General features: G+C 71.9%; 20 protein-coding genes. 17 read left to right on the top strand and 3 right to left on the bottom strand.

Going from position 1 to position 24488, the window contains the following annotated elements:
- Positions 1-14: 14 nt before the first annotated feature.
- From mrdA to P3T34_RS13515, 13 genes are all read left to right on the top strand, one after another.
- Positions 15-2231: a penicillin-binding protein 2 gene (gene mrdA, locus P3T34_RS13575; protein WP_280666295.1), complete on the top strand. Its 2217-nt coding sequence runs from the start codon at positions 15-17 to the stop codon at positions 2229-2231.
- On the top strand, positions 2228-3430 hold the full coding sequence (gene rodA, locus P3T34_RS13570) for a rod shape-determining protein RodA (protein WP_280666294.1): 1203 nt from the start codon (positions 2228-2230) through the stop codon (positions 3428-3430). Before mrdA ends, rodA begins: the two co-directional genes overlap by 4 nt.
- Positions 3431-3554: 124 nt before the next feature.
- Positions 3555-5480 carry a TIGR03960 family B12-binding radical SAM protein gene (locus P3T34_RS13565; protein ID WP_280666293.1) on the top strand — a complete coding sequence of 642 codons (1926 nt, stop codon included), beginning with the start codon at positions 3555-3557 and terminating at the stop codon, positions 5478-5480.
- Positions 5481-5655: 175 nt separating this feature from the next.
- Entirely contained in the window at positions 5656-6456 is an 801-nt protein-coding gene (locus tag P3T34_RS13560; RefSeq protein WP_280666292.1) for a TIGR03936 family radical SAM-associated protein, read from the top strand.
- A 426-nt stretch (positions 6457-6882) separates the two neighbouring features.
- Positions 6883-10341 (top strand): Rne/Rng family ribonuclease, encoded by a 3459-nt coding sequence (locus P3T34_RS13555; RefSeq protein ID WP_280666291.1) that lies wholly within the window; start codon positions 6883-6885, stop codon positions 10339-10341.
- 226 nt (positions 10342-10567) lie between these two features.
- A complete protein-coding gene (gene rplU / locus P3T34_RS13550) occupies positions 10568-10882 on the top strand; it encodes a 50S ribosomal protein L21 (protein ID WP_280666290.1) in 315 nt (104 codons plus the stop codon).
- Between the two features lie 16 nt (positions 10883-10898).
- On the top strand, positions 10899-11156 hold the full coding sequence (gene rpmA / locus P3T34_RS13545; RefSeq protein ID WP_280666289.1) for a 50S ribosomal protein L27: 258 nt from the start codon (positions 10899-10901) through the stop codon (positions 11154-11156).
- A 117-nt stretch (positions 11157-11273) separates the two neighbouring features.
- Entirely contained in the window at positions 11274-12749 is a 1476-nt protein-coding gene (gene obgE, locus P3T34_RS13540) for a GTPase ObgE (RefSeq protein WP_280666288.1), read from the top strand.
- Between the two features lie 101 nt (positions 12750-12850).
- On the top strand, positions 12851-13987 hold the full coding sequence (proB, locus tag P3T34_RS13535) for a glutamate 5-kinase (RefSeq protein ID WP_280666287.1): 1137 nt from the start codon (positions 12851-12853) through the stop codon (positions 13985-13987).
- A 101-nt stretch (positions 13988-14088) separates the two neighbouring features.
- Positions 14089-14475 carry a hypothetical protein gene (locus P3T34_RS13530; protein ID WP_280672046.1) on the top strand — a complete coding sequence of 129 codons (387 nt, stop codon included), beginning with the start codon at positions 14089-14091 and terminating at the stop codon, positions 14473-14475.
- A gap of 68 nt (positions 14476-14543) precedes the next feature.
- Positions 14544-15812 carry a glutamate-5-semialdehyde dehydrogenase gene (locus P3T34_RS13525; RefSeq protein ID WP_280666286.1) on the top strand — a complete coding sequence of 423 codons (1269 nt, stop codon included), beginning with the start codon at positions 14544-14546 and terminating at the stop codon, positions 15810-15812.
- Positions 15813-15890: 78 nt separating this feature from the next.
- Positions 15891-16484: a hypothetical protein gene (locus P3T34_RS13520; RefSeq protein WP_280666285.1), complete on the top strand. Its 594-nt coding sequence runs from the start codon at positions 15891-15893 to the stop codon at positions 16482-16484.
- Between the two features lie 81 nt (positions 16485-16565).
- Positions 16566-17642, top strand: a complete 1077-nt coding sequence (locus P3T34_RS13515; RefSeq protein ID WP_280666284.1) for a hypothetical protein — start codon at positions 16566-16568, stop codon at positions 17640-17642.
- On the opposite strand, the gene P3T34_RS13510 is transcribed toward P3T34_RS13515, so the two are convergent.
- The 3 genes from P3T34_RS13510 to P3T34_RS13500 all read right to left on the bottom strand — a co-directional run bounded on the left by P3T34_RS13510 (position 17623) and on the right by P3T34_RS13500 (position 21114).
- A complete protein-coding gene (locus P3T34_RS13510) occupies positions 17623-19131 on the bottom strand; it encodes an ATP-binding protein (RefSeq protein ID WP_280666283.1) in 1509 nt (502 codons plus the stop codon). The genes P3T34_RS13515 and P3T34_RS13510 overlap by 20 nt on opposite strands.
- Positions 19121-19798, bottom strand: coding sequence for a response regulator transcription factor (locus P3T34_RS13505; RefSeq protein ID WP_280666282.1), 678 nt, complete (start codon positions 19796-19798; stop codon positions 19121-19123). Before P3T34_RS13505 ends, P3T34_RS13510 begins: the two co-directional genes overlap by 11 nt.
- A 260-nt stretch (positions 19799-20058) precedes the next feature.
- Positions 20059-21114 carry a M48 family metallopeptidase gene (locus P3T34_RS13500; protein ID WP_280666281.1) on the bottom strand — a complete coding sequence of 352 codons (1056 nt, stop codon included), beginning with the start codon at positions 21112-21114 and terminating at the stop codon, positions 20059-20061.
- A gap of 209 nt (positions 21115-21323) precedes the next feature.
- On the opposite strand from P3T34_RS13500, the gene P3T34_RS13495 reads away from it, so the two are divergent.
- The 4 genes from P3T34_RS13495 (at position 21324) to P3T34_RS13480 (ending at position 24438) form a co-directional block, all read left to right on the top strand.
- Positions 21324-21467: a hypothetical protein gene (locus tag P3T34_RS13495; RefSeq protein ID WP_280666280.1), complete on the top strand. Its 144-nt coding sequence runs from the start codon at positions 21324-21326 to the stop codon at positions 21465-21467.
- A 143-nt stretch (positions 21468-21610) separates the two neighbouring features.
- Positions 21611-21757, top strand: a complete 147-nt coding sequence (locus P3T34_RS13490) for a hypothetical protein (RefSeq protein WP_280666279.1) — start codon at positions 21611-21613, stop codon at positions 21755-21757.
- Between the two features lie 105 nt (positions 21758-21862).
- Entirely contained in the window at positions 21863-22486 is a 624-nt protein-coding gene (gene nadD, locus P3T34_RS13485) for a nicotinate-nucleotide adenylyltransferase (RefSeq protein WP_280666278.1), read from the top strand.
- Between the two features lie 68 nt (positions 22487-22554).
- Positions 22555-24438, top strand: coding sequence for an LCP family protein (locus tag P3T34_RS13480; protein ID WP_280666277.1), 1884 nt, complete (start codon positions 22555-22557; stop codon positions 24436-24438).
- The last annotated feature ends 50 nt before the right edge of the window (positions 24439-24488 follow it).

Below are 24488 nucleotides of genomic sequence, written 5' to 3'. Positions count from 1 at the left end.
GGGGAGCCCCAGACGTGAGCAACATCCCGGAGACCGGCCGGACCCGCCGGGTGACGATCCGTCTGGTGGTGCTGCAGATCCTGGTGCTCTCGCTGCTCGCCACCCTCGGCGGCCGGCTCTGGTTCCTGCAGATCCGCAACGGCAGCGAGTACACCGCCCAGGCGTCCAGCAACCACATCCGCGACGTGATCGACCCGGCTGTGCGCGGCGAGATCCTGGACGCCGACGGCCGGGTGCTGGCCGGCAACCAGACCCAGCTGGTGGTCTCGGTCAGCCGTACCTCGCTGCTGGAGCAGAAGGACCACGGCAAGGCGGCGCTGACCCGGCTGGCCCAGGTGCTCGGGCTGAGCCCCACCGACGTGGAGAACAAGGTCCGGCTCTGCGACGCCAAGACCCCGCAGCCCTGCTGGAACGGCTCTCCCTACCAGCCGATCCCGGTGACCAGCCAGGCCACCACCCAGCAGGCGATGCAGATAATGGAACGCCGCGAGGACTTCCCCGGCATCACCGCCCAGCCCACCGCGGTGCGCCAGTACCCCGCCCCGGACGGCGCCAACGCCGCGCAGCTGGTCGGCTACCTCTCCCCGGTGACCGACGACGAGGTCACCAAGTCCCAGGACAAGACCGGCAAGGCCAAGTACCTGGCCTCCGACCAGATCGGCCGGGCCGGCCTCGAATCGGTCTACGACAGCGACCTGCGCGGCACCAGCGGCGTCACCCAGCTGGAGGTGGACAACCTCGGCCGGGTGATCGGCAGCGCCGGGGGCACCCCCGCTCAGCCCGGCAACAACGTGGTGACCAGCATCGACGCGCGGGTGCAGAAGAACGTCGAGGACAACCTGGTGCAGGCGATGGCCGACGCCCGCAAGACCTTCGACACGGTGACCAACCAGAACTTCGTGGCGGACTCCGGTGCGGCGGTCGTGATGGACGTGCACACCGGTCGGATCATCGCGATGGCCAGCGCGCCGACCTACGACCCCAACCTCTGGGTCGGCGGCATCTCGGCCAAGGACTACCAGAACCTGACCAGCAAGGACACCAACTACCCGCTGCTCAACCGGGCCATCCAGGGCCAGTCCGCGCCCGGCTCTACCTTCAAGGTGGTCTCCACCAGCGCCGCCGTGCAGGCCGGCTACTCGCTGGACGGGCACTACCCCTGCCCGTCGAGCCTGACCATCGGCGGGCGCGAGTTCAAGAACTTCGAGGGCGAGTCGGCGGGTGACATCTCGCTGGAGCAGGCGCTGGAGATCTCCTGCGACACCGTCTTCTACGGTCTGGCCTACGACCAGTGGCAGAAGGACGGCGGCATCAAGCCCAAGGCCAACCCCGCCGACTGGTTCTACAAGACGGCCCACCAGTTCGGCCTCGGCGCCAAGACCGGCGTCGACCTGCCCGGCGAGGTGCCCGGCCGGGTCCCCGACCGGCAGTGGAAGACCGACTTCTTCAACGCCAACCAGGCCGCCTGGTGCAAGCAGGCGGCCGGCGGCGGCACCGACTACGCCACCGAGATCGCCCGCGAGAACTGCGTGGACGGCGCCGTGATGCGCGCCGGTGACTCCGTCAACTACGCCATCGGCCAGGGCGACACGCTGGTCACCCCGATCCAGATGGCGCGGATCTACTCGGCGCTCGCCAACGGCGGCACGCTCTACACCCCGACCGTCGCCAAGGCCGTCGTCACCCCCAGCGGCCAGCTGGTGCGCAACATCGCCCCGCATGTGGACGGCAAGCTGCCCGACGACCAGAAGACCCTGCAGTACATCGACCAGGCCACCGCGGGCGTCATCACCAGCGGCACCGCGGCGTGGAAGTTCGCCGGCGCCGGCTGGCCGCAGGACAAGATCCAGCTGCACGCCAAGACCGGCACCGCCGAGGTCTACGGCAAGCAGACCACCTCCTGGCTGACGACGTACAGCAAGGACTACGCCGTCATCATGACGATCAGCCAGGGCGGCACCGGCTCCGGCGGCTCGGGTGACGCGGTCCGCAGGATCTACCAGGCGCTGTACGGCGTGGACGACAAGGGCAACATCGACCCGACCAAGGCCCTGCTGCCCACCCCGCAGACGGCGCTGCCGAAGTTCAACCCGGACGGCACCGCCGTCCTCCAGCCGGTGGCCCTCACCGCGCCGGCCCCCGCGCCGGCCCCCGCGCCGGCCACCGCGGCGATCTACGCCGACCTGGTGGCCGTCGAACCGACCCGCGGTCCTGGAAGGAGCCGGGCATGACCTCCGGTTACGGCTCGTACCGCCAGCTGCGGTTCTCCCCGCAGCGCGGTCCCATCGCCCGGGCGATGGCCCGCGACGCTCCGCTGCGGCGGCTCGACTGGGTGATAGTGCTGGCCGCGCTTGCCCTGTCGCTGGGCAGTTCAATGCTGGTCTGGTCGGCCACCCGGGGGCGGGACTCGCTGACCCACGGCGACCCGCAGTACTTCCTCTACCGCCACCTCACCAACCTGGTGATCGGTCTTGCGCTGTTCGGCGCGGTCGTCGCGATAGGGCATCACCGGATAAGAGCCGCCGTGCCGGTGCTGTACGCGCTGGCGATGCTGATGCTGGTCGCGGTGCTCAGCCCGCTGGGCTCGACCGTCAACGGCGCGCACTCCTGGATCCAGTTCGGCGGCGGCTTCTCGGTGCAGCCGGCCGAGTTCGCCAAGCTCGCGATCGTGCTCAGCATGGCGATGGCGCTCTCCTCCCGGGTGGACTCCGGCGAGCGGGCCATACCGACCGACCGCAGTGTGCTGCACGGGCTGGTGATGGCCGGGCTGCCGATCTGCATCGTGCTGCTGATGCCCGACCTCGGCTCGGTCATGGTGATGGCCGTCACGGTCCTGGGCATCCTGCTGGCCTCGGGTGCGCCCAACCGCTGGGTGATCGGCCTGATGGTGGCCGGCGGCGCCGGAGCCGCGGCGATCTGGAAGCTCGGGGTGCTGAGCAAGTACCAGATCGACCGCTTCGCCGCGTTCGCGGATCCGGCGCTGGACCCGGCGGGTGTCGGCTACAACACCGCGCAGGCCCGGATCGCGATCGGCTCGGGCGGGCTCACCGGCAAGGGGCTCTTCCACGGCACCCAGACCATGGGCCAGTTCGTCCCCGAGCAGCAGACCGACTTCGTCTTCAGCGTGGCGGGGGAGGAGCTGGGGTTCGTCGGCGGGCTGGCGATCATCCTGCTGGTCGGCGTGATCCTCTGGCGTGCCTGCCGGATCGCCCGGCAGGCCACCGACCTGTACGGCACGATCGTGGCGGCCGGGGTGATCACCTGGTTCGCCTTCCAGTCCTTCGAGAACATCGGCATGACGCTCGGCATCATGCCGGTCGCGGGCATCCCGCTGCCGTTCGTCAGTTACGGCGGTTCGTCGATGTTCGCCGGCTGGATCGCCATCGGGCTGCTCCAGTCGGTGCGCACCCAGCGCCACCTCAAGGCCTGAGCGGTGGTGCCGATACGGCCCGGGCGGTCATCGCGACCGTCCGGGCCGTGCTGTGCACCGCGTTATCCTTGAGGGTCACCCGGCCGTTGTCGTCGGCATCCCCTCTCCGCAAAGGTCCTTTTGCATGACTGTCGAATCGGTCTTCCCACGCCTGGAGGCCCTCCTCCCGCACGTCCAGAAGCCGATCCAGTACGTCGGTGGCGAGCTCAACTCGACCGTCAAGGACTGGGACGCCTGCGACGTCCGCTGGGCGCTGATGTACCCCGACGCCTACGAGGTCGGGCTGCCCAACCAGGGCGTCATGATCCTCTACGAGGTGCTCAACGAGCGTGAGGGCGTGCTGGCCGAGCGCACGTACAGCGTCTGGCCGGACCTGGAGGCGCTGATGCGCGAGCACCAGGTGCCGCAGTTCACGGTGGACGCGCACCGCCCGGTCAAGGCGTTCGACGTGTTCGGGCTCTCCTTCTCCACCGAGCTCGGCTACACCAACATGCTCACCGCGCTCGACCTGGCGGGCATCCCGCTGGAGGCCGCGGACCGCACCCTGGACGACCCGATCGTGCTGGCCGGCGGCCACGCCGCGTTCAACCCCGAGCCGATCGCGGACTTCATCGACTGCGCGGTGGTCGGTGACGGCGAACAGGCCGTGCTGGACATCACCGAGATCATCCGGGCCTGGAAGGCCGAGGGCCGCCCGGGCGGCCGCGACGAGCTGCTGCTGCGCCTCGCGCGCACCGGCGGGGTGTACGTCCCGAAGTTCTACGACGTCGAGTACCTGCCGGACGGCCGGATCGGCCGTGTGGTGCCGAACGCGCCCGGCGTGCCGTGGCGGGTCTCCAAGCACACCGTGATGGACCTGGACGAGTGGCCCTACCCCAAGCAGCCGCTGGTCCCGCTCGCCGAGACCGTGCACGAGCGGATGTCCGTGGAGATCTTCCGCGGCTGCACCCGCGGCTGCCGTTTCTGCCAGGCCGGCATGATCACGCGCCCCGTGCGGGAGCGAAGCATCACCGGTATCGGCGAGATGGTGGAGCGCGGGCTGAAGGCGACCGGCTTCGAGGAGGTCGGCCTGCTCTCGCTGTCCAGCGCCGACCACACCGAGATCGCCGACATCGCCAAGGGCCTGGCCGACCGCTACACCGAGGACAAGATCGGCCTCTCGCTGCCCTCCACCCGGGTCGACGCCTTCAACATCGACCTCGCCAACGAGCTGACCCGCAACGGCCGCCGCTCGGGCCTCACCTTCGCCCCCGAGGGCGGCAGTGAGCGGATCCGCAAGGTGATCAACAAGATGGTGTCGGAGGAGGACCTGATCCGCACCGTCGCCGCCGCCTATGGCAACGGCTGGCGCCAGGTGAAGCTGTACTTCATGGTCGGCCTCCCGACGGAGACCGACGAGGACGTGCTGCAGATCGCCGAGATGGCGAAGAACGTCATCCAGAAGGGCCGCGAGGTCACCGGCCAGAACGACATCCGCTGCACGGTGTCGATCGGCGGCTTCGTGCCCAAGCCGCACACGCCGTTCCAGTGGTCCCCGCAGCTGAGCGCCGAAGCCACCGACGCCCGGCTCGGCAAGCTGCGCGACGCGATCCGCAACGACCGCAAGTACGGCAAGAACATCGGCTTCCGCTACCACGACGGCAAGCCCGGCATCGTCGAGGGCCTGCTCTCCCGCGGCGACCGCCGGACCGGCAAGATCATCCGCGCGGTCTACGAGGACGGCGGCCGCTTCGACGGCTGGCGCGAGCACTTCTCCTACGACCGCTGGATGAAGGCCGCCGAGAAGGGCCTGGCCGGCACCGGCATCGACGTCGAGTGGTACACCACCCGCGAGCGCGCCTACGAGGAGGTGCTGCCCTGGGACCACCTGGACAGCGGCCTCGACAAGGACTGGCTCTGGGAGGACTGGCAGGACGCCCTGGAGGAGGTCGAGGTCGACGACTGCCGCTGGACGCCGTGCTTCGACTGCGGCGTGTGCCCGCAGATGGATACCCAGATCCAGATCGGCCCGACCGGCGTGAAGCTGCTGCCGCTGACGGTCGTCAAGTAGTCCCTCCGCACCACTCGCGCTGCCGGGGGCGGCGCGAGTGGTGCGGGTGGGCGCGTACCCTTGTCCTGACAGAGTCCGGCCAGAGCCAGTACGCGCCGGCCGGGCGCGGCCACTGACGAAGGACTGAGCGACCCTGGCACGCCGCACGCCCGACGGCCCGCCTCCCGCACCGACGGTGCAGCGCATTCGGTTGCGCTACACCAAGCGCGGCCGTCTGCGCTTCACCAGCCACCGCGACTTCCAGCGCGCGTTCGAGCGGGCCCTGCGCCGTTCCGCCGTCCCCATGGCGTACTCGGCCGGCTTCACCCCGCACCCCAAGGTGTCCTACGCCAACGCCGCCCCTACCGGGGTGGCCAGCGAGGCCGAGTACCTGGAGATCGGCCTGGCCGACTTCCGCGACCCAGAGGCGCTGCGCGCCCAGCTCGACGAGTCACTGCCCGACGGTCTGGACATCATCGACGCCGTCGAGGTCCGTACGCCGAACTTCGTGGAACGGTTGGAGGCCTCCCTCTGGGAGGTCCGGCTGGTCGGCGTGAGTGAGCAGGAGGCGGCTCGCGCGATCGAGCTCTTCCTCGCGGCCGAGAACGTCGAGGTCGAACGTCAGACCAAGAACGGCCTGCGTGTCTTCGACGCGCGCGGGGCCGTGGCGAGTCTCGACCTGGTCTCCGCGCAGGTCGGCATTGCTCCGCTCGGGGAATCCCCAGCGACCTCCGATGTTCGTACCGGTGGTGCCTGTGCGATACTGCGCCTGGTAGTACGACACGCCACACCCGCCGTACGACCAGACGACGTTTTGTCCGGTCTCCGTTCGACGGCCGACCTGGCGCCGCCGGTCCCCGCTGAGGTGACCAGGCTGGCGCAGGGGCCGCTCGACGAGGAGACCGGCACGGTGACCGACCCGCTGGCGCTCGACCGCGCTGCGGCCCAGGCCGTCCCTTCCGAGACCGCCGAGCCGCAGGCCGTAGCGTCCGCCTAGCGGGCGGAGGCGAGGACCGGAGTAACCGCCCGGTTCTGCGTACTCCTGGCCCCCGCGGCTCCCCAGGGGAGCGAGCGTCGTCGCGCACAGGCCATTCCTCCGGTGGCCCACTGGCCCCATGGCCGGTGGGCCCCAGGAAATTCTCGCCGCCCACTGGGCCGGCGGGGCCCGCCCAGGGAGCCACCCGGGGTTGTGGGGCGGCGCAGCTTGGGAAAATCTGAGAAGACTGGTCAGACCAGAAGACTTTCGACACCCCGCACCGTGCGGGGAGCCGAGTGAGACTACGAGCCCCTGTGCGGCCTCGCGTCCGCGCGGCGACACTGTGGAGAGTCGGCCCGGACGCCGAAGCGTGTCCATTGGCCGGCCACCGGTGGCGCGCCGTGCCCGGAATGCGGAGCCCGGGGGCCTGACGGGAGATCCACCCGCATGCCTGAGAACACCGAAGCACAGCACACCGCAGATTCGGGCGACTCGGCCGAGGGCACCGCTGCCCCGGTCCGCCGCCGCCGTCGTGCGGTGTCCCGCCCGGCCGGCGCCCCGCAGGGCGCGGCCGAACTGAGCGCGGAGACCGTGATTCCGGCGGAGACCGCGCCGGCCGCCGCCGCTGCGGTCGAGGAGCCGGCCGCCGAGCCGGAGAAGCCGGTGCGCGCTCGCCGCACCGCCCGTAAGCGCGCCGAGGCTCCGGCCGGCGCCCCCGCGGCGGTCGAGGAGACCGCTGCCGTGGTGGAGGAGCCGGCTGTCGAGCCGGAGAAGCCGGTGCGCGCTCGCCGCACCGCCCGTAAGCGTGCCGAGGCTCCGGCCGGTGCCCCCGCGGCGGTCGAGGAGACCGTTGCGGCGCCGGTGGTCGAGGAGCCGGTCGTCGAGCCGGAGAAGCCGGTGCGTGCGCGTCGTACCGCCCGTAAGCGCGCCGAGGCTCCGGCCGGCGCCCCTGTGGTGGCTGTCGAGGAACCCGCCGCTGTCGAGGAGCCGGCGGCCGTGGCCGAGGAGCCGGTGGCCGAGCCCGAGCCCGAGGTGGCGCCGGAGTCCGCTCCGCGCGCCCGCCGCCGTGCGGTGCGACCGTCCACCGCGATCTTCCAGGCCCCGGTCTTCCAGGAGCCGACCGCCTATGTCGCCCCGGTGGCGCCCGCCGCTCCCGCTCCGGTCGCGGCCCCGGCGCCGGCCGCTCCCGCGGTGAGCAGCGCCCCGATCGGCCTGCCGCCGGAGGCGGAGGCCGAGGAGGAGTACGAGTACAGCGGCGTCGGCCGCCGCCGCCGCGGTGGTCGTACCCCCGTCCGGGTGACGCCGCAGACCCGCAAGGGCGCCGGCGGCCGCACGGCCCGCCAGGCAGCGGCCCGCCAGGCCGCCGTCGAGGCCCCGGCCGAGCCGGTCGCGCCCGCCGCGCCGGTCGCGCCGCCCGTGGAGCCCGCCGAGGTTCCGGTGCAGGTCGCCGCGCAGGGCCCCGAGCAGGAGTCCGACTGGGAGGAGGACGGCCGGCCGTCCTCGCGCCGTCGTCGCCGGGGCGGCCGTCGCCGCCGTCGTGGCGAGTCGGAGGAGTTCGAGGCGGAGGTCCAGGAGACCGAGCAGTCCGTGGACGAGCCGGTGGAGTCGCAGACCGAGGATTCCGGTGAGGAGTCCGTCGACGATGAGGACGAGGACGACCTGGCCGGCGGCCTGGCCTCCTCGCGTCGTCGTCGCCGTCGTCGCCGCCGCAGCGGTGAGCCGGTCGAGCAGGCCGAGAACGGCCAGCCGGACGAGAACGTCCGTACGGTCGTGAAGATCCGCGAGCCGCGCCGCCGTTCCACCGAGCCGTCCTTCGACCCGGACGAGGTGCAGTCCATCAAGGGCTCGACCCGGCTTGAGGCCAAGAAGCAGCGCCGCCGCGAGGGCCGCGAGCTGGGCCGCCGCCGGGTGCCGATCATCACCGAGGCCGAGTTCCTGGCCCGCCGCGAGTCGGTCGAGCGCGTCATGGTGGTCCGCCAGAACGGCGAGCGCACCCAGATCGGCGTCCTGGAGGACGGCGTCCTGGTCGAGCACTACGTCAACAAGGAGCAGGCCACCAGCTACGTCGGCAACGTCTACCTGGGCAAGGTCCAGAACGTGCTGCCGTCCATGGAGGCCGCCTTCGTCGACATCGGCAAGGGCCGCAACGCGGTGCTGTACGCCGGTGAGGTGAACTTCGGCCAGCTCGGCCACAGCGGCCCGCGCCGCATCGAGTCGGTGCTGAAGTCCGGCCAGTCCGTGCTGGTGCAGGTCTCCAAGGACCCGATCGGCCACAAGGGCGCCCGGCTGACCAGCCAGATCTCGCTGCCCGGCCGCTACCTGGTCTACGTGCCCGAGGGCTCGATGACCGGCATCAGCCGCAAGCTGCCCGAGAACGAGCGGGCCCGCCTCAAGCAGATCCTCAAGAAGATCGTCCCGGACGACGCCGGCGTCATCGTGCGCACCGCGGCCGAGGGCGCCAGCGAGGACGAGCTGACGCGTGACGTGCAGCGCCTGCAGGGGCAGTGGGAGGAGATCCAGAAGAAGGTGGCGAGCGGCAACGCGCCGACCCTTCTCTACGGCGAGCCGGACATGACCGTCCGGGTGGTCCGGGACATCTTCAACGAGGACTTCACCAAGGTCATCGTCTCCGGCAACGACGCCTGGAACACCATCCACGAGTACGTCGGCGGGGTGGCCCCCGACCTGGTGGACCGGCTGCAGAAGTGGACGTCCAACGTCGACGTCTTCGCCACCTACCGGATCGACGAGCAGCTGATGAAGGCGCTGGACCGCAAGGTCTGGCTGCCGAGCGGCGGTTCGCTGGTGATCGACCGGACCGAGGCGATGATCGTCGTCGACGTCAACACCGGCAAGTTCGTCGGCCAGGGCGGCAACCTCGAGGAGACCGTCACCCGCAACAACATCGAGGCGGCCGAGGAGATCGTCCGCCAGCTGCGGCTGCGCGACCTCGGCGGCATCATCGTGATCGACTTCATCGACATGGTGCTCGAGTCCAACCGGGACCTGGTGCTGCGCCGCCTGCTGGAGTGCCTGGGCCGGGACCGGACCAAGCACCAGGTGGCCGAGGTCACCTCGCTCGGCCTGGTGCAGATGACCCGCAAGCGGGTCGGCCAGGGCCTGCTGGAGTCCTTCTCCGAGAGCTGCGTGCACTGCAACGGGCGCGGCGTGATCGTCCACATGGAGCAGCCCACCTCGGTGGGCGGCGGCGGTGGCCCGGTCGGCACCGCCGGCGAGGCGGCCGCGCCGGGCGGCAAGCGCCGCCGTCGGGGCAAGGGCGGCGTCGCGGCGGAGGAGCCGCAGCCGCACCTGATCGAGGACGAGAGCGAGCTCGACGAGGTCGAGGAGCACGAGCACGAGGAGTTCGAGTTCGTCTCCGGCGACGAGCAGTTGGAGATCGAGGTGCCGTCCGCGCCTGTCGAGGCCGTCGTCGAGGTCGAGCCCGTGGTCGAGGCCGAGCCGGTGGTGGAGGCCACGGCCGAGCCCGCCGAGCAGCCGAGCCTGGTCGAGATCGCGCCCGCCGCGCCGGCCGGTGGCCGCACCCGCCGCCGTGCGGTGCGCAAGGCCACCGCTTCGGCCGGTTCGCCGGGCGAGGCCGAGATCGTGGTCCTGCAGTCGCGCGCCGAGGCCGTGGTGGAGGCCGCGCTGGCCGCCGCCGCGCAGGCGCCGGTCGAGGAGCCGGCTCCGGCCGTCGTCGAGGCCGCTGAGAGCGCCGAGGAGCCGGTGGCCGAGGAGGCCCCCGCGCCGAAGAAGCGGGCGCCGCGCAAGGCCGCTGCCAAGAAGACCGCCGCCGCCAAGACCACGGCGACGGCCAAGAAGACCACCGCCCGCAAGACCGCTACCAAGCGGACCAGCGCGGCGGCCAAGAAGGCAGCTGCCGCCGAGGGTGATTCGGCGGCTGAGTAAGCCCTTGGCCGGGGAGTCGGTCGTGATCGACTCCCCGGCCCGGACGGCCCGGTTTGCCCTGGTGGCGGCCGATCCGTATTCTTGACCTCTGGCGTGTCTACGCCACGCTCCCGAGCAGATCACCTCTCGCACTCCGCTTCGCGGCGGGGAGCGAGGGAGGCCCCTGTGTCCGTACCCAGGTGGCTGGCATCGAGAGTTCCGATCGAGTTAGGAAAGCAGGTACCGCATGTACGCGATCGTTCGCGCCGGCGGCCGCCAGCACAAGGTCGCCGTCGGCGACGTGCTGGAGATTGACCGCGTTGACGTCAAGCCGGGTGACTCGGTGGAGCTCTCGACCATCCTGGTCGTCGACGGCGAAGCCGTCACCTCCGACCCGTGGGTCCTGGCCGGCATCAAGGTTCACGCCGAGGTCGTCGACCACACCAAGGGTGAGAAGATCGTCATCCTTCGCTACAAGAACAAGACCGGCTACCGTCGGCGCCAGGGTCACCGCCAGCGCCACACCGCCATCCGCGTCACCAGCATCGACACCGCGAAGTAAGTAAGGGGATAGCGAGATGGCACACAAGAAGGGCGCAAGCTCTACCCGGAACGGCCGTGACTCGAACGCCCAGCGCCTCGGCGTGAAGCGTTTCGGCGGCCAGGTCGTCAGCGCCGGCGAGATCCTGGTCCGCCAGCGCGGCACCCACTTCCACCCGGGTGCGGGCGTCGGTCGCGGTGGCGACGACACCCTGTTCGCGCTGACCGCCGGTGCGGTCCAGTTCGGCACGCACCGCGGCCGCAAGGTCGTCAACATCGTGGCCGTCGCGGCCTGATTCTCCTGACGCCGCATCATGCGGCGTTCGGTAGAATTCTCGGAGGGTGGACCGGAACATTCCGGTCCACCCTCTGTGTTTCACCCTGTTATTTCCCCTGTCTTGGAGGCACCCGTCATGACCACCTTCGTGGACCGCGTCGAACTGCACGTCGCCGCGGGTAACGGGGGCCACGGCTGCGCCTCCGTGCACCGGGAGAAGTTCAAGCCGCTCGGCGGCCCCGACGGCGGCAACGGCGGCGACGGCGGCACCGTGACCCTGGTGGTCGACACCAGCATCACCACGCTGCTCGAGTACCACCACTCGCCCAAGCGCAAGGCGCAGAACGGCAAGCCCGGCGCCGGCGGCCACCGCACCGGCTCCACCGGCGACGACCTGGTGCTGCCCGTGCCGGACGGCACCGTGGTGCTCGACAAGCAGGGCAACATCCTCGGCGACCTGGTCGGCCATGGCACCACCTTCGTCGCAGCCCAGGGCGGCCGCGGCGGTCTGGGCAACTCGGCGCTCGCCTCGTCCCGCCGCAAGGCCCCCGGGTTCGCGCTGCTCGGCGAGCCCGGCGAGGCCCGCGACATCGTGATGGAGCTCAAGTCCGTCGCCGATGTCGCGCTGGTCGGCTACCCGAGCGCGGGCAAGTCCTCGCTGATCTCGGTGATCTCGGCCGCCAAGCCGAAGATCGCGGACTACCCGTTCACCACCCTGATCCCCAACCTCGGCGTGGTCACCGCGGGCGACACCATCTACACCGTGGCCGACGTCCCCGGTCTGATCCCGGGCGCCAGCCAGGGCCGCGGCCTGGGCCTGGAGTTCCTGCGCCACGTCGAGCGCTGCACCGTGCTGGTGCACGTGCTGGACTGCGCGACGCTGGAGCCCGGCCGCGACCCGCTCACCGACCTGGAGACCATCGAGGAGGAGCTCGCCCAGTACGGCGGTCTGGACGACCGTCCGCGCCTGGTCGCGCTCAACAAGGTGGACGTCCCGGACGGCCAGGACATCGCCGACCTGACCCGCGCCTCGCTGGAGGAGCGCGGCTACCGCGTCTTCGAGGTCTCCGCCGCCTCCCGCTCGGGCCTGCGCGAGCTGAACTTCGCGATGGCGCAGATCGTCGCCGAGGCGCGCGCGGCCAAGCCGGTCGAGGAGTCCACCCGCATCGTGCTGCGTCCGACCGCGGTGGACGACGCCGGCTTCACGGTCGTCGAGGAGGACGGCGCGTACCGCGTGCGCGGCCTCAAGCCGGAGCGCTGGGTCCGCCAGACCGACTTCTCCAACGACGAGGCCGTCGGCTACCTCGCGGACCGGCTGGCCCGGCTCGGCGTCGAGGACAAGCTGTGGAAGGTCGGGGCCAAGGAGGGTGACACCGTCATCATCGGCTCGGACGACAACGCGGTCGTCTTCGACTGGGAGCCGACCATGGCCGCCGGCGCCGAGATGCTCGGCCGCCGCGGCGAGGACCACCGCTTCGAGACCCCGCGCCCGGCGGTCGACCGCCGTCGCGACAAGGCGAAGAACCGGGACGCCGCCGAGGACGAGTTCCGCGCCTTCGAGGCGCTCTCCTCCGGCCGCGCGCCGGTCGAGGTCGACGAGGCCGACGAGTAGGACCTTCCCCCGGTCCACCGGGTGATATGAGGTACGGAACGGTCCGGCTCTTCGCGTAGATTGCGCGTGGAGCCGGACCGTACTGCGTGAGGGACTTGTTGATGAACGATCAGACACTGCGGCAGGACGTCCTCACCGCCCGGCGGGTCGTGGTCAAGGTCGGGTCCTCCTCGCTCACCACGGCGGCCGGCGGGCTGGACGCCGACCGGGTGGACGCCCTGGTGGACGCGCTGGCGACGGCGCTCGCGCGGCCGCAGGCACCGGAGATCGTGCTGGTCTCCTCCGGTGCGATCGCGGCTGGTCTCGCACCGCTCGGCCTGGACCGGCGTCCGCACGACCTGGCCCGCCAGCAGGCCGCCGCCAGCGTCGGCCAGGGCCTGCTGGTGGCCCGCTACACGGCCTCCTTCGCGCGCTACGGCCGCCGGGTCGGCCAGGTGCTGCTGACCGCCGAGGACGCCAGCCGCCGGGCGCACTACCGCAACGCCTACCGCACGCTGGACCAGCTGCTGGCGATGGGCGCGGTGCCGATCGTCAACGAGAACGACACCGTCGCCACCGCCGAGATCAAGTTCGGCGACAACGACCGGCTCGCCGCGCTGGTCGCCCACCTGGTCCGGGCCGACCTGCTGGTGCTGCTCTCCGACGTGGACGGCCTCTACGACGGCGACCCCAGCCGCCCGGGCAGCAACCGGATCGCCGAGGTGCGCGGCCCGCAGGACCTCCAGGGCATCGAGATCGGCAGCGCCGGCAAGGCGGGCGTCGGCACCGGCGGGATGGTCACCAAGGTCGAGGCGGCCCGGATCGCCACCGGTGCCGGCATCCCGGTGGTGCTCACCGCCGCCCGGCACGCCGCCGACGCGCTGGCCGGCCGGCAGACCGGCACACTCTTCACCCGCACCGGCGCGCGCACCGCCGACCGGCTGCTCTGGCTGGCCCACGCCAGCAGCCCGCGCGGCTCGCTGCACCTGGACGCCGGCGCGGTCGCCGCGGTGGTGGAGGGCGGCAAGTCGCTGCTGCCGGCCGGGGTCACCCGGGTCGACGGCGACTTCGCCGCGGGCGATCCGGTGGACCTTCTTGCCGAAAACGGTCACATCGTGGCGCGTGGGCTGGTCAACTTTGATGCGAGGGAGCTGCCGCGCCTGCTCGGCCGGTCGACGCGGGAACTGGCCCAGGAGCTCGGTGCCGCGTACGAGCGTGAGGTCATCCACCGGGACGACCTGGTGGTGCTGCGCGGCTGACGGCCCGCCGGGCCGCGAACGCTCGGGGTCCGGACAGTCCAGCGTCGAACAGGAGGCCGCCGGTGGCACGCAGGCACGAGGGAGCGACGGCCGGAGCCACCGTGCGGGAGCTGCGCCCGGCCGCCGGGCCGCCGCCCGAGCCGGAGCAGGGCCGGCTGTGGCACGTGGTGCTCAGCGTGGCCGGCGAGGTGACCCCGCTGGCCGCCCTGCGGTCCGGCCTGGAGCGCCTCGCGCACGACCACTCGTTCTTCCTGACGGCCCGCTACGCCGCCGACCACGCCGAGATCCGCTACTGGGAGCAGGCCCGCGACCTGCACGACGCGGCCGCCATCGCGCTGCGGCTGTGGGGCGAGCACAAGGGCAGCGCCAAGCTGCCGCCCTGGGAGATCGTCGGCCTCGAGGTGGTCGACCGGGCGACCTACCACCAGCGGCTGGCCGAGGGCTTCGGCGACCCGCCCCCGCAGCTCGGCGGCGTCCACCCGTACTGAGACGACCAGCGTCTCAGCGGGCGGAATCGCGGCGTCCGCTCGGCGGGGGAGTCGATACCCTTCGGGGCATGACTACCGACAGCCCCGTCCTCGCCACCGCGCGCCGAGCCCGTACGGCCGCCGCCGCACTCGCGCCGTTGCCGCGCTCGGCCAAGGACGCCGCGCTGCTGGCGATCGCCGACGCGCTGGTGGCCCGCAGCGCCGAGATCACCGCGGCCAACGCCGAGGACGTCGAGCGCGCCCGGGCCGCCGGCACCGCCGAGTCGGTGGTGGACCGGCTCACCCTGACGGCGGAGCGGATCGCCGCGATCGCCGCCGACGTGCGGGACGTGGTGGGCCTGCCCGACCCGGTCGGCGAGGTGGTGCGCGGCTACACGCTGCCCAACGGCCTGGACGTCCGCCAGGTCCGGGTCCCGCTCGGCGTGGTCGGGATCATCTACGAGGCCCGCCCCAATGTCACCGTGGACGCCGCCGCCCTCTGCCTGAAGTCCGGCAACGCGGTACTGCTGCGCGGCTCGGCCTCCGCCTACCGCTCCAACACCGCGCTGATCGCGGTGCTGCGCGACGCGGTCGCCTCGGCCGGCCTGCCCGCCGACGCGATCCAGCTGGTCCCGGGCGAGAGCCGGGAGTCGGTCACCGAGCTGATGCGCGCCCGCGGCCTGGTGGACGTGCTGATCCCGCGCGGCGGCGCCTCGCTGATCCGTACCGTGGTCGAGGGCTCGACCGTCCCGGTGATCGAGACCGGCACCGGCAACTGCCACGTCTACGTGGACGCGCAGACCGACCTGGCGATGGCGGTCGCCATCCTGCTGAACTCCAAGGCCCAGCGGGTCAGCGTCTGCAACTCCGCGGAGACCCTGCTGGTCCACCAGGACGTCGCGGAGGCCTTCCTGCCGCTCGCGCTGGCCGCGCTGGCCGAGGCGGGGGTCACGGTGCACGGCGACGAAGCGGTGCTCAAGGCCGCCGTGGGCGGGCCGGCCACGGTGGTCCCGGCCACCGAGGAGGACTGGGAGACCGAGTACCTCTCCTACGACCTGGCCGCCGCCGTGGTGCCCTCGCTGGACGCCGCCGTCGAGCACATCCGCCGCTGGTCCTCCGGCCACACCGAGGCGATCGTGACCACCTCGCAGGCCGCCGCCCGCCGCTTCACCCAGTTGGTGGACGCCGCCACGGTGGCCGTCAACGCCTCGACCCGGTTCACCGACGGAGGTGAGTTCGGCTTCGGCGCCGAGATCGGCATCTCCACCCAGAAGCTGCACGCCCGCGGCCCGATGGGCCTGCCCGAGCTGACCTCCACCAAGTACATCGTCACCGGCGACGGGCATGTGCGCGGATAGACCTGCCTCCCCACCCGTACGGAGGCCAAGTGCCGTGAGGCACAGACAAATCGCTCCCTCGGTAATACGCTGAATCCCGTGGCTGAGGATGTGGGGGGCTCGCCGTACTCCGACGGCGCCGACCACGGTGGAGCGGACGACGAGTTCGCCACCGTGGTCTTTGACGAGGCTTTCGTCCGCTGCGCTGCCGTGCACGAGCCGAGTGCGCGCGAGCGCCAGCTCGCCGCGGCCGAGGCCCGGCTGGAGCCGGACACCGTGCCCGGGTGGTCGCTGGAACCGGCGGGGCCCGACGGGTACGACGGGCTGCCGCTGGAGCTGCGCCCGCACCCCTCGGGTCTGGACGACGACCGGATCTACACCGACCCCTGGGTGGGCCCGGCCCGTCCGGCGGGCCGCCGTCGTGCGACGCGCTGGCCCGGTTACGGCACGCGCGGAGCGCTGGGCCGCCGGCAGATCGCCCAGCAGCGCTGGCACCGGCCGGTGGCCTGGGTGCTGGTGATCCTGATGGGCGCCAGCCTGGTGGCCGTCGCGGTGGCCGCCGTCTACCGGGGCGCGGGGGCGAGCGCTCCGGGGCATGCGCCCGGGGTGGGTGGCACCACCAGCAGCTCGGTCCCGGTGCAGCCGCATGTCTCGGTCGGTTCCGCCGCCGCCGTACCGCAGCCGACGGGGTGAGCCCGACCGCCACCGCACGCCGGTTCGGAACGTGTGCCGCGGGCCTCGTTCAGGACCCCGTTCGCGCTCTACTCTTGATGCATGGGTGACCCGGGTGTTCCTCCGGATGGTGCGCCCGAGGGCGGCTCCGGAAGCGATGACGAATACCGATCCGTCGTCTTCGACGAATCCTTCGTCCGGGCTGCCCGGATCCAGGAACTGTCCGCCAACGAGCGCCTCGGCGGCGGCTTCGCCCACCCCGTCCGCCGCCGGATCGGCCTCGGCGCGCTGGCGTCGCTGCCGCGGCAGGCGCTGACCCTGCTGCTGCTGATCGTGCTGGCCTTCAGCGCCGCCGTCTACTTCGGGGTGAGCGCGCCGCGCGAGGGCAGCCTCGGTGGCGGTACCCAGCTGACCGCCGACCTCACGGCGCTCGCCCCGGCCGGCGGCTCGGTGGCGGCCGTCGACGCGGCGGCGCCGTTCGCCTCGCTGCCGGCGTCCGCCGGCTACGCGGACGGCGACGCGGGGCTCGGGCTGCCCACCAAAGCCTCCACCGCGCACTTCACCCAGAGCGACGTCAGCCAGGCGCTGCAGACCGTGCAGCGCTACCTGGACGTCTCCGAGCTGAACCCGCAGACCCTGATCGACGGCTCGACCACCGCGGTCCGCTCGCTGCTGGCGCCGTCCGAGCAGGGCCAGTTCGACGCCGGCGTGGCGAGCCCGACCGACGACCAGCACCACGCGCTGACCGGGTGGATGGTCCGCTTCGACCCGACCAAGGTCGCGTTGGCCTCGAACACCGTCAAGGCGGCCGGCACGGTCAAGATCACCGAGCTGAACTCCTCGGTGCTGGAGATCACCAGTGACGACTCCCTGGTGTACGCGCTGCACCCGGCCGGTACGGCGGCCAGCGGACCGGTCAGCCTGTACAGCGTGCGCCGCGAGGTGCGGATCGACATGGACCGCGCGGACATCGGGGCCGGGCAGCTGCAGCTGATCGACTCGGTGCTGCAGGCCGGGCCGACCGCGTGCGGCGCGGCCCAGGCCACCTACCTGCAGCCGCTGATGGCCGGCAGCACCGGACCGGTGGCCGGGACCCCCGGCGCCGTCAACCCGGCCGACCGCTCGCAGCCGGCCTGGCAGCAGTGCGGCGTGCTGGCGCCTACGACGACGGCCGGCTGAGCGGCAGCCGGACGACCAGCCGGGCACCGTGCCCGTCGAGCGGTTCGACGGCCTGCGCGGTGCCGCCGAGGCCCTCGGCGATGGTGCGGACCAGGGCCAGGCCGAGGCCGGCGCCGCCGCTGGCGCGGGTGCGGGCGCTGTCCAGGCGGACGAAGCGTTCGAAGACCCGCTCGCGGTCCGCCTCCGGTATGCCCGGGCCGTCGTCGCTGACCGTCAGCACGACCGAGTGGGAGGCGCTGATCAGCGCGCCGTCCTCCCGGACCAGCGTGACGGTGACCTCCTCGACCGCGTGCTGCGCGGCGTTGTCCAGCAGGTTGCGGACCAGCCGGCCGACCAGCAGCTCCTTGCCGGGCACGGTGGCGCTGTCCAGCGTGCTCGTCCAGCGCGGCGGGCCGGGGGCGTGGGTCCGCTCGGCGATCTGCTCGCCGACCAGGTCGTGCAGCTCGACCTGTTGCGGGCTGTCGGCGTTCTGCGCGGGGCAGGCCAGCAGCAGCAGGTCGTCGGTGAGGTCCTGCAGGCGGCCGGTGTCGCTGAGCGCGCCCTCGACCACCACCGGCCAGTCGACGCCGTCCGGGTGGGCGAGCGGGACCTCCAGCGAGTTGCGCAGCGCGGCCAGCGGGCTGCGCAGCTCGTGCGAGGTGTCCGCGACCAGTTGGCGCTGCTGGGCGAGCGCCTGCTCCAGCCGGTCCAGGGTGGTGTTGGTGGTCCGGGCCAGCTTGGCGATGCCGTCGCGGGCGTGCGGCACCGGGACGCGTTCGTGGAAGGCGCCCTCGCCGATCTCGGCCATCCGGCGCCGGATCTGCTCGACCGGCCGCAGCGCGAGGCCGGTCACCAGCCAGGCGATCAGGGCGACGAACAGGGTGCCCCCGGGGATCAGGTACCAGGCCAGCACATGGGTGACGTTGGCGGCGGTCGCCTCGGCGTCCAGCGGGTTGACCAGGACGTAGATGCGCAGGGTCTGCGGCGGGAGGTTGGGCTGGCCGGTGTACTTCAGCAGGTCGGCGGTGGTCACAGGATCGGACCAGAAGGTCACGAGGGTGACGGTCCGCCCGGCGATCGAGTGCTTGGTGTAGGACGTGCCGGGGAAGTGGAACTGGACCTTCTGACCCGGCAGGAACGCGTTCAGGTTGAAGGCGGGGAGCGGCAGCGGATCGACGCCGGGGCGCCCGTAGCCGGTCTCGTCGGTGTACTCGTTGAACAGGTTGGTGCTGCGCAGCCACGTCCCGTTCTGGTCGGTCACCACGTACGAGGGGTCGGCGTACGGTTCCCGCGGGGCGTTCGGTATGCCGACGGAGACGCTCGTCGCGGTGCGGTAGGCGTGGTCCTCCTCCTGGCTCATCATGGTGCTGTGCACCGCGTTGCCCGCCAGCACGGTGGCCAGGGCGAAGACCAGCGCCGCGGCCGCCGCAGCGGCGAGCGCGGCCCGGGTGCGGACCGCGAGCTTGCGCCAGCGCGGGACCCAGCGCAGCACGGGGTGCTCAGCAGGCATCGGACACCACCCGGTAGCCGATGCCGCGGACGGTCTCGATCACGCAGTCGGCCGCGGCCGTGTGCAACTTGCGGCGCAGCGCGGCGATATAGACCTCGACGATGTTCACGTCGCCGCGGAAGGCGGAGTCCCAGACGGCGTCCAGGATCTCGGACTTGGGCACCGCCTGGTCAGGTCGTCGCAGTAGGCATTCCAGCACGCCGAACTCCTTGTTGGTGAGTTTGATGACGGTCTCGCCCGCGACGCACCGGCGGGCCGCCGGGTCGATCCGCAGGTTGCCGGCGGTCAGCACGGCAGGCCGGGCCGCGCCGCCGCGGCGCAGCAGCGCGCGCAGTCGGGCGGTCAGCACGACGTACGAGAACGGCTTGCTGAGGAAGTCGTCGGCGCCGCAGTCCAGCGCCTCGGCCTCGTCGTACTCGCCGTTCTTGGCGGTGAGCATCAGGATCGGCACGGGGTTCTCGTCGCGGCGCAGTTCCTCGCAGACCCGGAAGCCGTTCATGCCGGGCAGCATCAGGTCGAGCACGATGGCCGCGTACGACCCGGAGCGGGCGAGTTCCAGCCCGCTGAGGCCGTCGCCCGTCACGTCCACGGCGTAGCCCTCGGCCCGCAGTCCTTGGCTGAGCGACTGCGCCAGCCGTTCCTCGTCCTCGACCATCAAGAGATGCATTGCGTCAGCATAGATTGATAAATCGCTGCCGCAAGGCCGTTGTCCGGTGTGCCTGTAAATTCCGTTCTGAAGAATTCCTCAGCTTCGTCCAGTGGTTCGCGGGGTGAATTCCCCCGGCGCCTCGAGCGTCAATTCGCGAAGCGGCTTTCGCGGTGCCGCCGGCGGACCGAAGCCTGGTGGCAGGGGATTGGCCGTGGCCGGAAAATGCCGGACCCGGCATTCCGAAGATTTCTTCAGAATGCCGGGTCCGGTGGGTCCTGTCAGTCCGTGCTGCGCGATCCGGTGAAGGTGTCGCGGAGCTTTCCGCCGACCGATCCGGCGCCGTCCGCGATATCGCGGATCAGGCCGAAGAGCGGGTCCTTGGTCTCCTTGACGGACTTGCCGTAGGACTCGTACGCGGCCTTCCACTGGTCGGAGACCGTGGCGTCCTGGTCGTCGCTGCGGCGCGGGTAGGCGCCCGCCATGATCGAGCGGTACTCCTCGCTCTCCGACCACTTCTTCAGCTTGGCGACCCGGACCACCGCGAACGGGTGGGTCTGCGGCAGCACCTGAAGCAGCTTCAGCACGCCGTCCCGCAGGTCGCCCGCCTTGTCGTACTCCTCGGCCTGCTCCAGGAAGGCGTCCACGTTCATCTCGGCGAGGTTGTGCCCGCCGGCCAGCTTCATCAGGCCGCGCATCGAGGCCTGCGGGTCCTGGCCCGCCAGCAGACCGGCCCGGTCGCAGGAGAGTTCGGCCTTGCGGAACCACTCCTTGAGCGCGGTGACCAGCGCCATGATCGCCAGGTTGCCCAGCGGTATCCAGCCCACCCGGGTGGCCAGGTTGGTGAGGATCAGCAGCATCGTGCGGTAGACCGCGTGCCCGGACATCGCGTGCCCGACCTCGTGGCCGATCACCGCCCGCAGCTCCTCCTCGTCGAGCAGCTCGACCAGGCCGCTGGTGACCACGATCACCGGGTTGTCCATGCCGATGCACATGGCGTTGACCTGCGGGTCCTGCGTCATGTAGAGGTCCGGGACCTTGTCCAGGTCCAGGATGTAGGCGGCGTCGCGGACCATGTCGAACAGCTCGGGGAACTGGCGCTCGGACGTCTTCACGGCGGTGGCCAGGAACATCAGCCGGACGCTGCGCTCGGAGACCAGCCCGGCCAGCTTCTTGAGGATGTCGTCGAAGCCCGAGAGCTTGCGCAGTGCGACCAGCGCGGAGCGGTCGGCCGGGTGCTCCCACGCGCGGCTGGAGATGTCCGGGAAGCGCTTGCGGCGCCTGCTCGGGGTGCCGCCCTTGGCGAGCGGGTCGGTGTCCCGGGTGGAATCGGTCATAGTGCTGAGTACCTCCTGCTCGACGCCGGTCCCGGCCTGTCGCCGGCCCCCGCTGTTCGACTTGTTTCAACGCCTGCATCCGCGTACTCGTCCCCGCGCGTCAGCGTACGCCGTACGGGCGTTCGCGGCGGGGGTGGTGGCGGGTGTCCGGTAAGGGCGGGTCTAGGCTGACTTCCCGAGCTGAAGACCACCCCCCGAGGAGCCCGACGATGTCCCCCGCCCACCTGGTGCAGCTGGCAGCGATTTCGAACGAGAGCGGCCCGGGGATCTTCCTGCGCCTTGTGGTGGCGGGGTCGTTCGTGGGCGTCCTGCTGCTGGCCTGGATTCTGGTCCGGGCCGGCCGCGACAACTGAGCGCACGCACCTCTCACCCGGAGTCAGACGCGGGGAGCCGCCGAGCGGTTGCGTGCAGTGGCCCCGTACGATGAGCGCGCGGCCGCCCAGGTCGCCGGACCCCCGTCCTGGCCCGCCACCGAGTCGAGAAGGCCCTGCCGATCATGACCTCCACCGTTCTGCCCCGCCTGGCCACGCTTGCCGAGGGTGGCAACCACCCCAGCCTCCAGCCGCTGCTCACCGGCGGCTCCGCGCTGTTCATCCTGCTGCTCCTGCTCTTCATCACCACCCGGTTCAACCGGGACCGCTGAACCGGGGAGCCCGTCCGTGCCGGGAGCGCTCCGAGGACCGGGGACGCTCCCGTCGGCATGCACCCGCCAGGGCCTGTTCAGGCGGGTCGCGTAAGGTGTGGCGGCATGGGAGAGAGCAGGCCGACGGCGAGGCCGCGCGGACGCAAGCGGATCGGCGTGATGGGTGGCACCTTCGACCCCATCCACCACGGTCACCTGGTGGCCGCCAGCGAGGTCGCGAGTGCCTTCCACCTCGACGAGGTGATCTTCGTCCCGACCGGTGAGCCCTGGCAGAAGACCGGCCGGACGGTCTCGGCCCCCGAGGACCGCTACCTGATGACGGTGATCGCGACCGCGGAGAACCCGCAGTTCTCGGTCAGCCGGATCGACATCGACCGCACCGGCCCCACCTACACCGTGGACACCCTGCGTGATCTGCGGGCGCTGCACCCCGATGCCGATCTCTTCTTCATCACCGGCGCCGACGCACTCGCGCAGATCCTCTCCTGGCGGGACGCCGAGGAACTCTTCTCGCTCGCGCACTTCATCGGGTGCACGCGGCCGGGGCACACTTTGACGGATGCCGGGCTGCCGGCCGGCGGGGTCTCGCTGGTCGAGGTGCCGGCGCTGGCCATCTCCTCCACGGACTGCCGGCTCCGGGTCGCCAAGGGCGAGCCGGTCTGGTACCTGGTCCCGGACGGGGTGGTGCGCTACATCGACAAGCGCGCGCTCTACTTGGACGCCGGCTGAGCCGGCGGTCGCAGGACGTACGACGGCTGGGCGAGAGCCCGGCCCACACGGAAGACCTGAGGGACGGCGTGACCGGAACGGCAGACCGCAGGGGCCCCGAGGACGGCGACTGGTCCACCGGGCAGCACCCGCAGGCCCAGCAGCCCCAGGGCTACGTCCCCTACGAGCAGCAGCAGCAGGCCTACGACGCGCACGGGCAACAGCACGGGCAGCAGCACGGGCAGCAGTACGGGCAGCAGTACGGGCAGCAGCAGGAGTACCCGCCCGCGCCGCAGTACGGGCAGTACGGGCAGCAGCAGTACGAGCAGCCGTACGTCCCCTACCAGCAGCCGTACGGGCAGCAGCAGCCGCAGCCGCAGCCGTACGAGCAGCAGGGCTACGAGCAGCAGGGCTACGAGCAGCAGGGGTACAACGGCTACCAGCAGCAGCACCCGCAGGGCTACCCCGGGTACGAGCAGCAGCCCTACGACCCGTACGCCCAGCAGCCGCAGGCCTACGCCGAGCCGGTCGCCCCGCCCGCCGCCCCGCCGGTGGCGCCCCCGCCGCAGGCCGCACCGCAGGCCGTACCGCAGGCCGCGCCCCGACCGCCGCGTCCGCGCAGCGCGCCGCCCGCCGCCGCGCCGCCGGTGGCCGCCGCGGCCGTGCCCTCCGAGCAGGTCGGTGGCCGTCGGAGCGCCGCCGCCAAGCCGGGCCAGGGCCGCGACCAGGACCCGTACCAGACCGGTGAGTTCACCTTCGTCGAGGAGGAGGCCGAGGAGGCCGAGGACGTCATCGACTGGCTGAAGTTCGCCGAGTCGCGCTCCGAGCGCCGCGACGAGCGCCGCCGCAAGCTGCGCGGCCGGGCGATCGGCGCGGTGGTCGCGCTGGCCCTGGTGGCCGGCGGCACCACCGGCTACCTCTACTTCAGCGGCGCCCTCACCAACCAGTCGGCGGCCGCGGCGGCCGGACCGCGCAGCGTCGTGGTGGTCCACCTGCGCGACCTGCAGGGCAATGTGAGCACCGCGCTGCTGATCAACGACGCCTCCGGGCACAAGGGTTCGGCGCTGCTGCTGCCGGGCGACCTGCTGCTGCCGGCCTCCGCCGACTCGGCCGCCACCACGCTGGACAAGGCGATGGACGGGATCGGCACGGCGCCCACCCGGGACGCCCTGACCAACCTGCTGGGCGCCCCGGTGGCCGGCACCTGGCGGCTGGACACCCCCTACCTGCAGCTGCTGGTCTCCCAGCTGGGCGGCATCAAGGTGGACACCAATGCGCAGCTGCTCGACCCGACCGGCAAGCTGCTGGTCGAGAAGGGCCCGCAGCGCACCCTGACCGGCGCGGCCGCGGTGGCGTACGCCACGTACCAGGCCCCGGGGGAGACCAAGGACGCCCAGCTGGCCCGGTTCGGCCAGGTGCTGGACGCGCTGGTCCACGCGATGCCCACCGACCTGCCGGACGCCACCGACGACGTGCACCGGATGAACGCGGTGCTCGACCCCTCGCTCCCCGAGAAGGCGCTGGCGGGCCTGCTCGCCGAGCTCTCCCAGCAGGCCCAGGCCGGCCATTTCAGCACCAGCGCGCTGACCGTCCAGCCGGACGGCACGTTGGACCAGGCCGTCGCCGGTCCGCAGGTCAAGGACGTGCTCGGCGGCACCGTGCACACCGCGGCCGCCAACAGCGCGCCGGCCCGGGTGAGCATCGTGGACGCCTCCGGGAACAGCCAGGCCGCAGCCGCAGCGCAGATCCAGGTGGTCAACGCGGGCCTCAACTTCGTGCCCGGCGGCGGCACGGCGCCGAGCCCGCAGGCCAGTACCGAGATCCGCTACACCGACGACAGCCGGGCGGCTGCCGCGCAGTCCCTGGCGACCAGCCTCGGCCTGCCCCCGACGGCCGTGAAGAAGGTCACCGACGCGCAGATCGCGGACCTGGTGGTCGTGCTGGGCAAGGACTACCAGGTGCCCAAGCAGTAGCAGGGCCGGGAAATCCGGCCGGACGACCGGCGAGGGCGTGAGATCCTGGA

It is taken from the genome of Kitasatospora sp. MAP12-44 (assembly GCF_029892095.1).
GTDB lineage: Bacteria > Actinomycetota > Actinomycetes > Streptomycetales > Streptomycetaceae > Kitasatospora.
The sequence above is the reverse complement of the archived record's forward strand: the minus strand, read 5'-3'. Positions and strand labels throughout refer to the sequence as shown.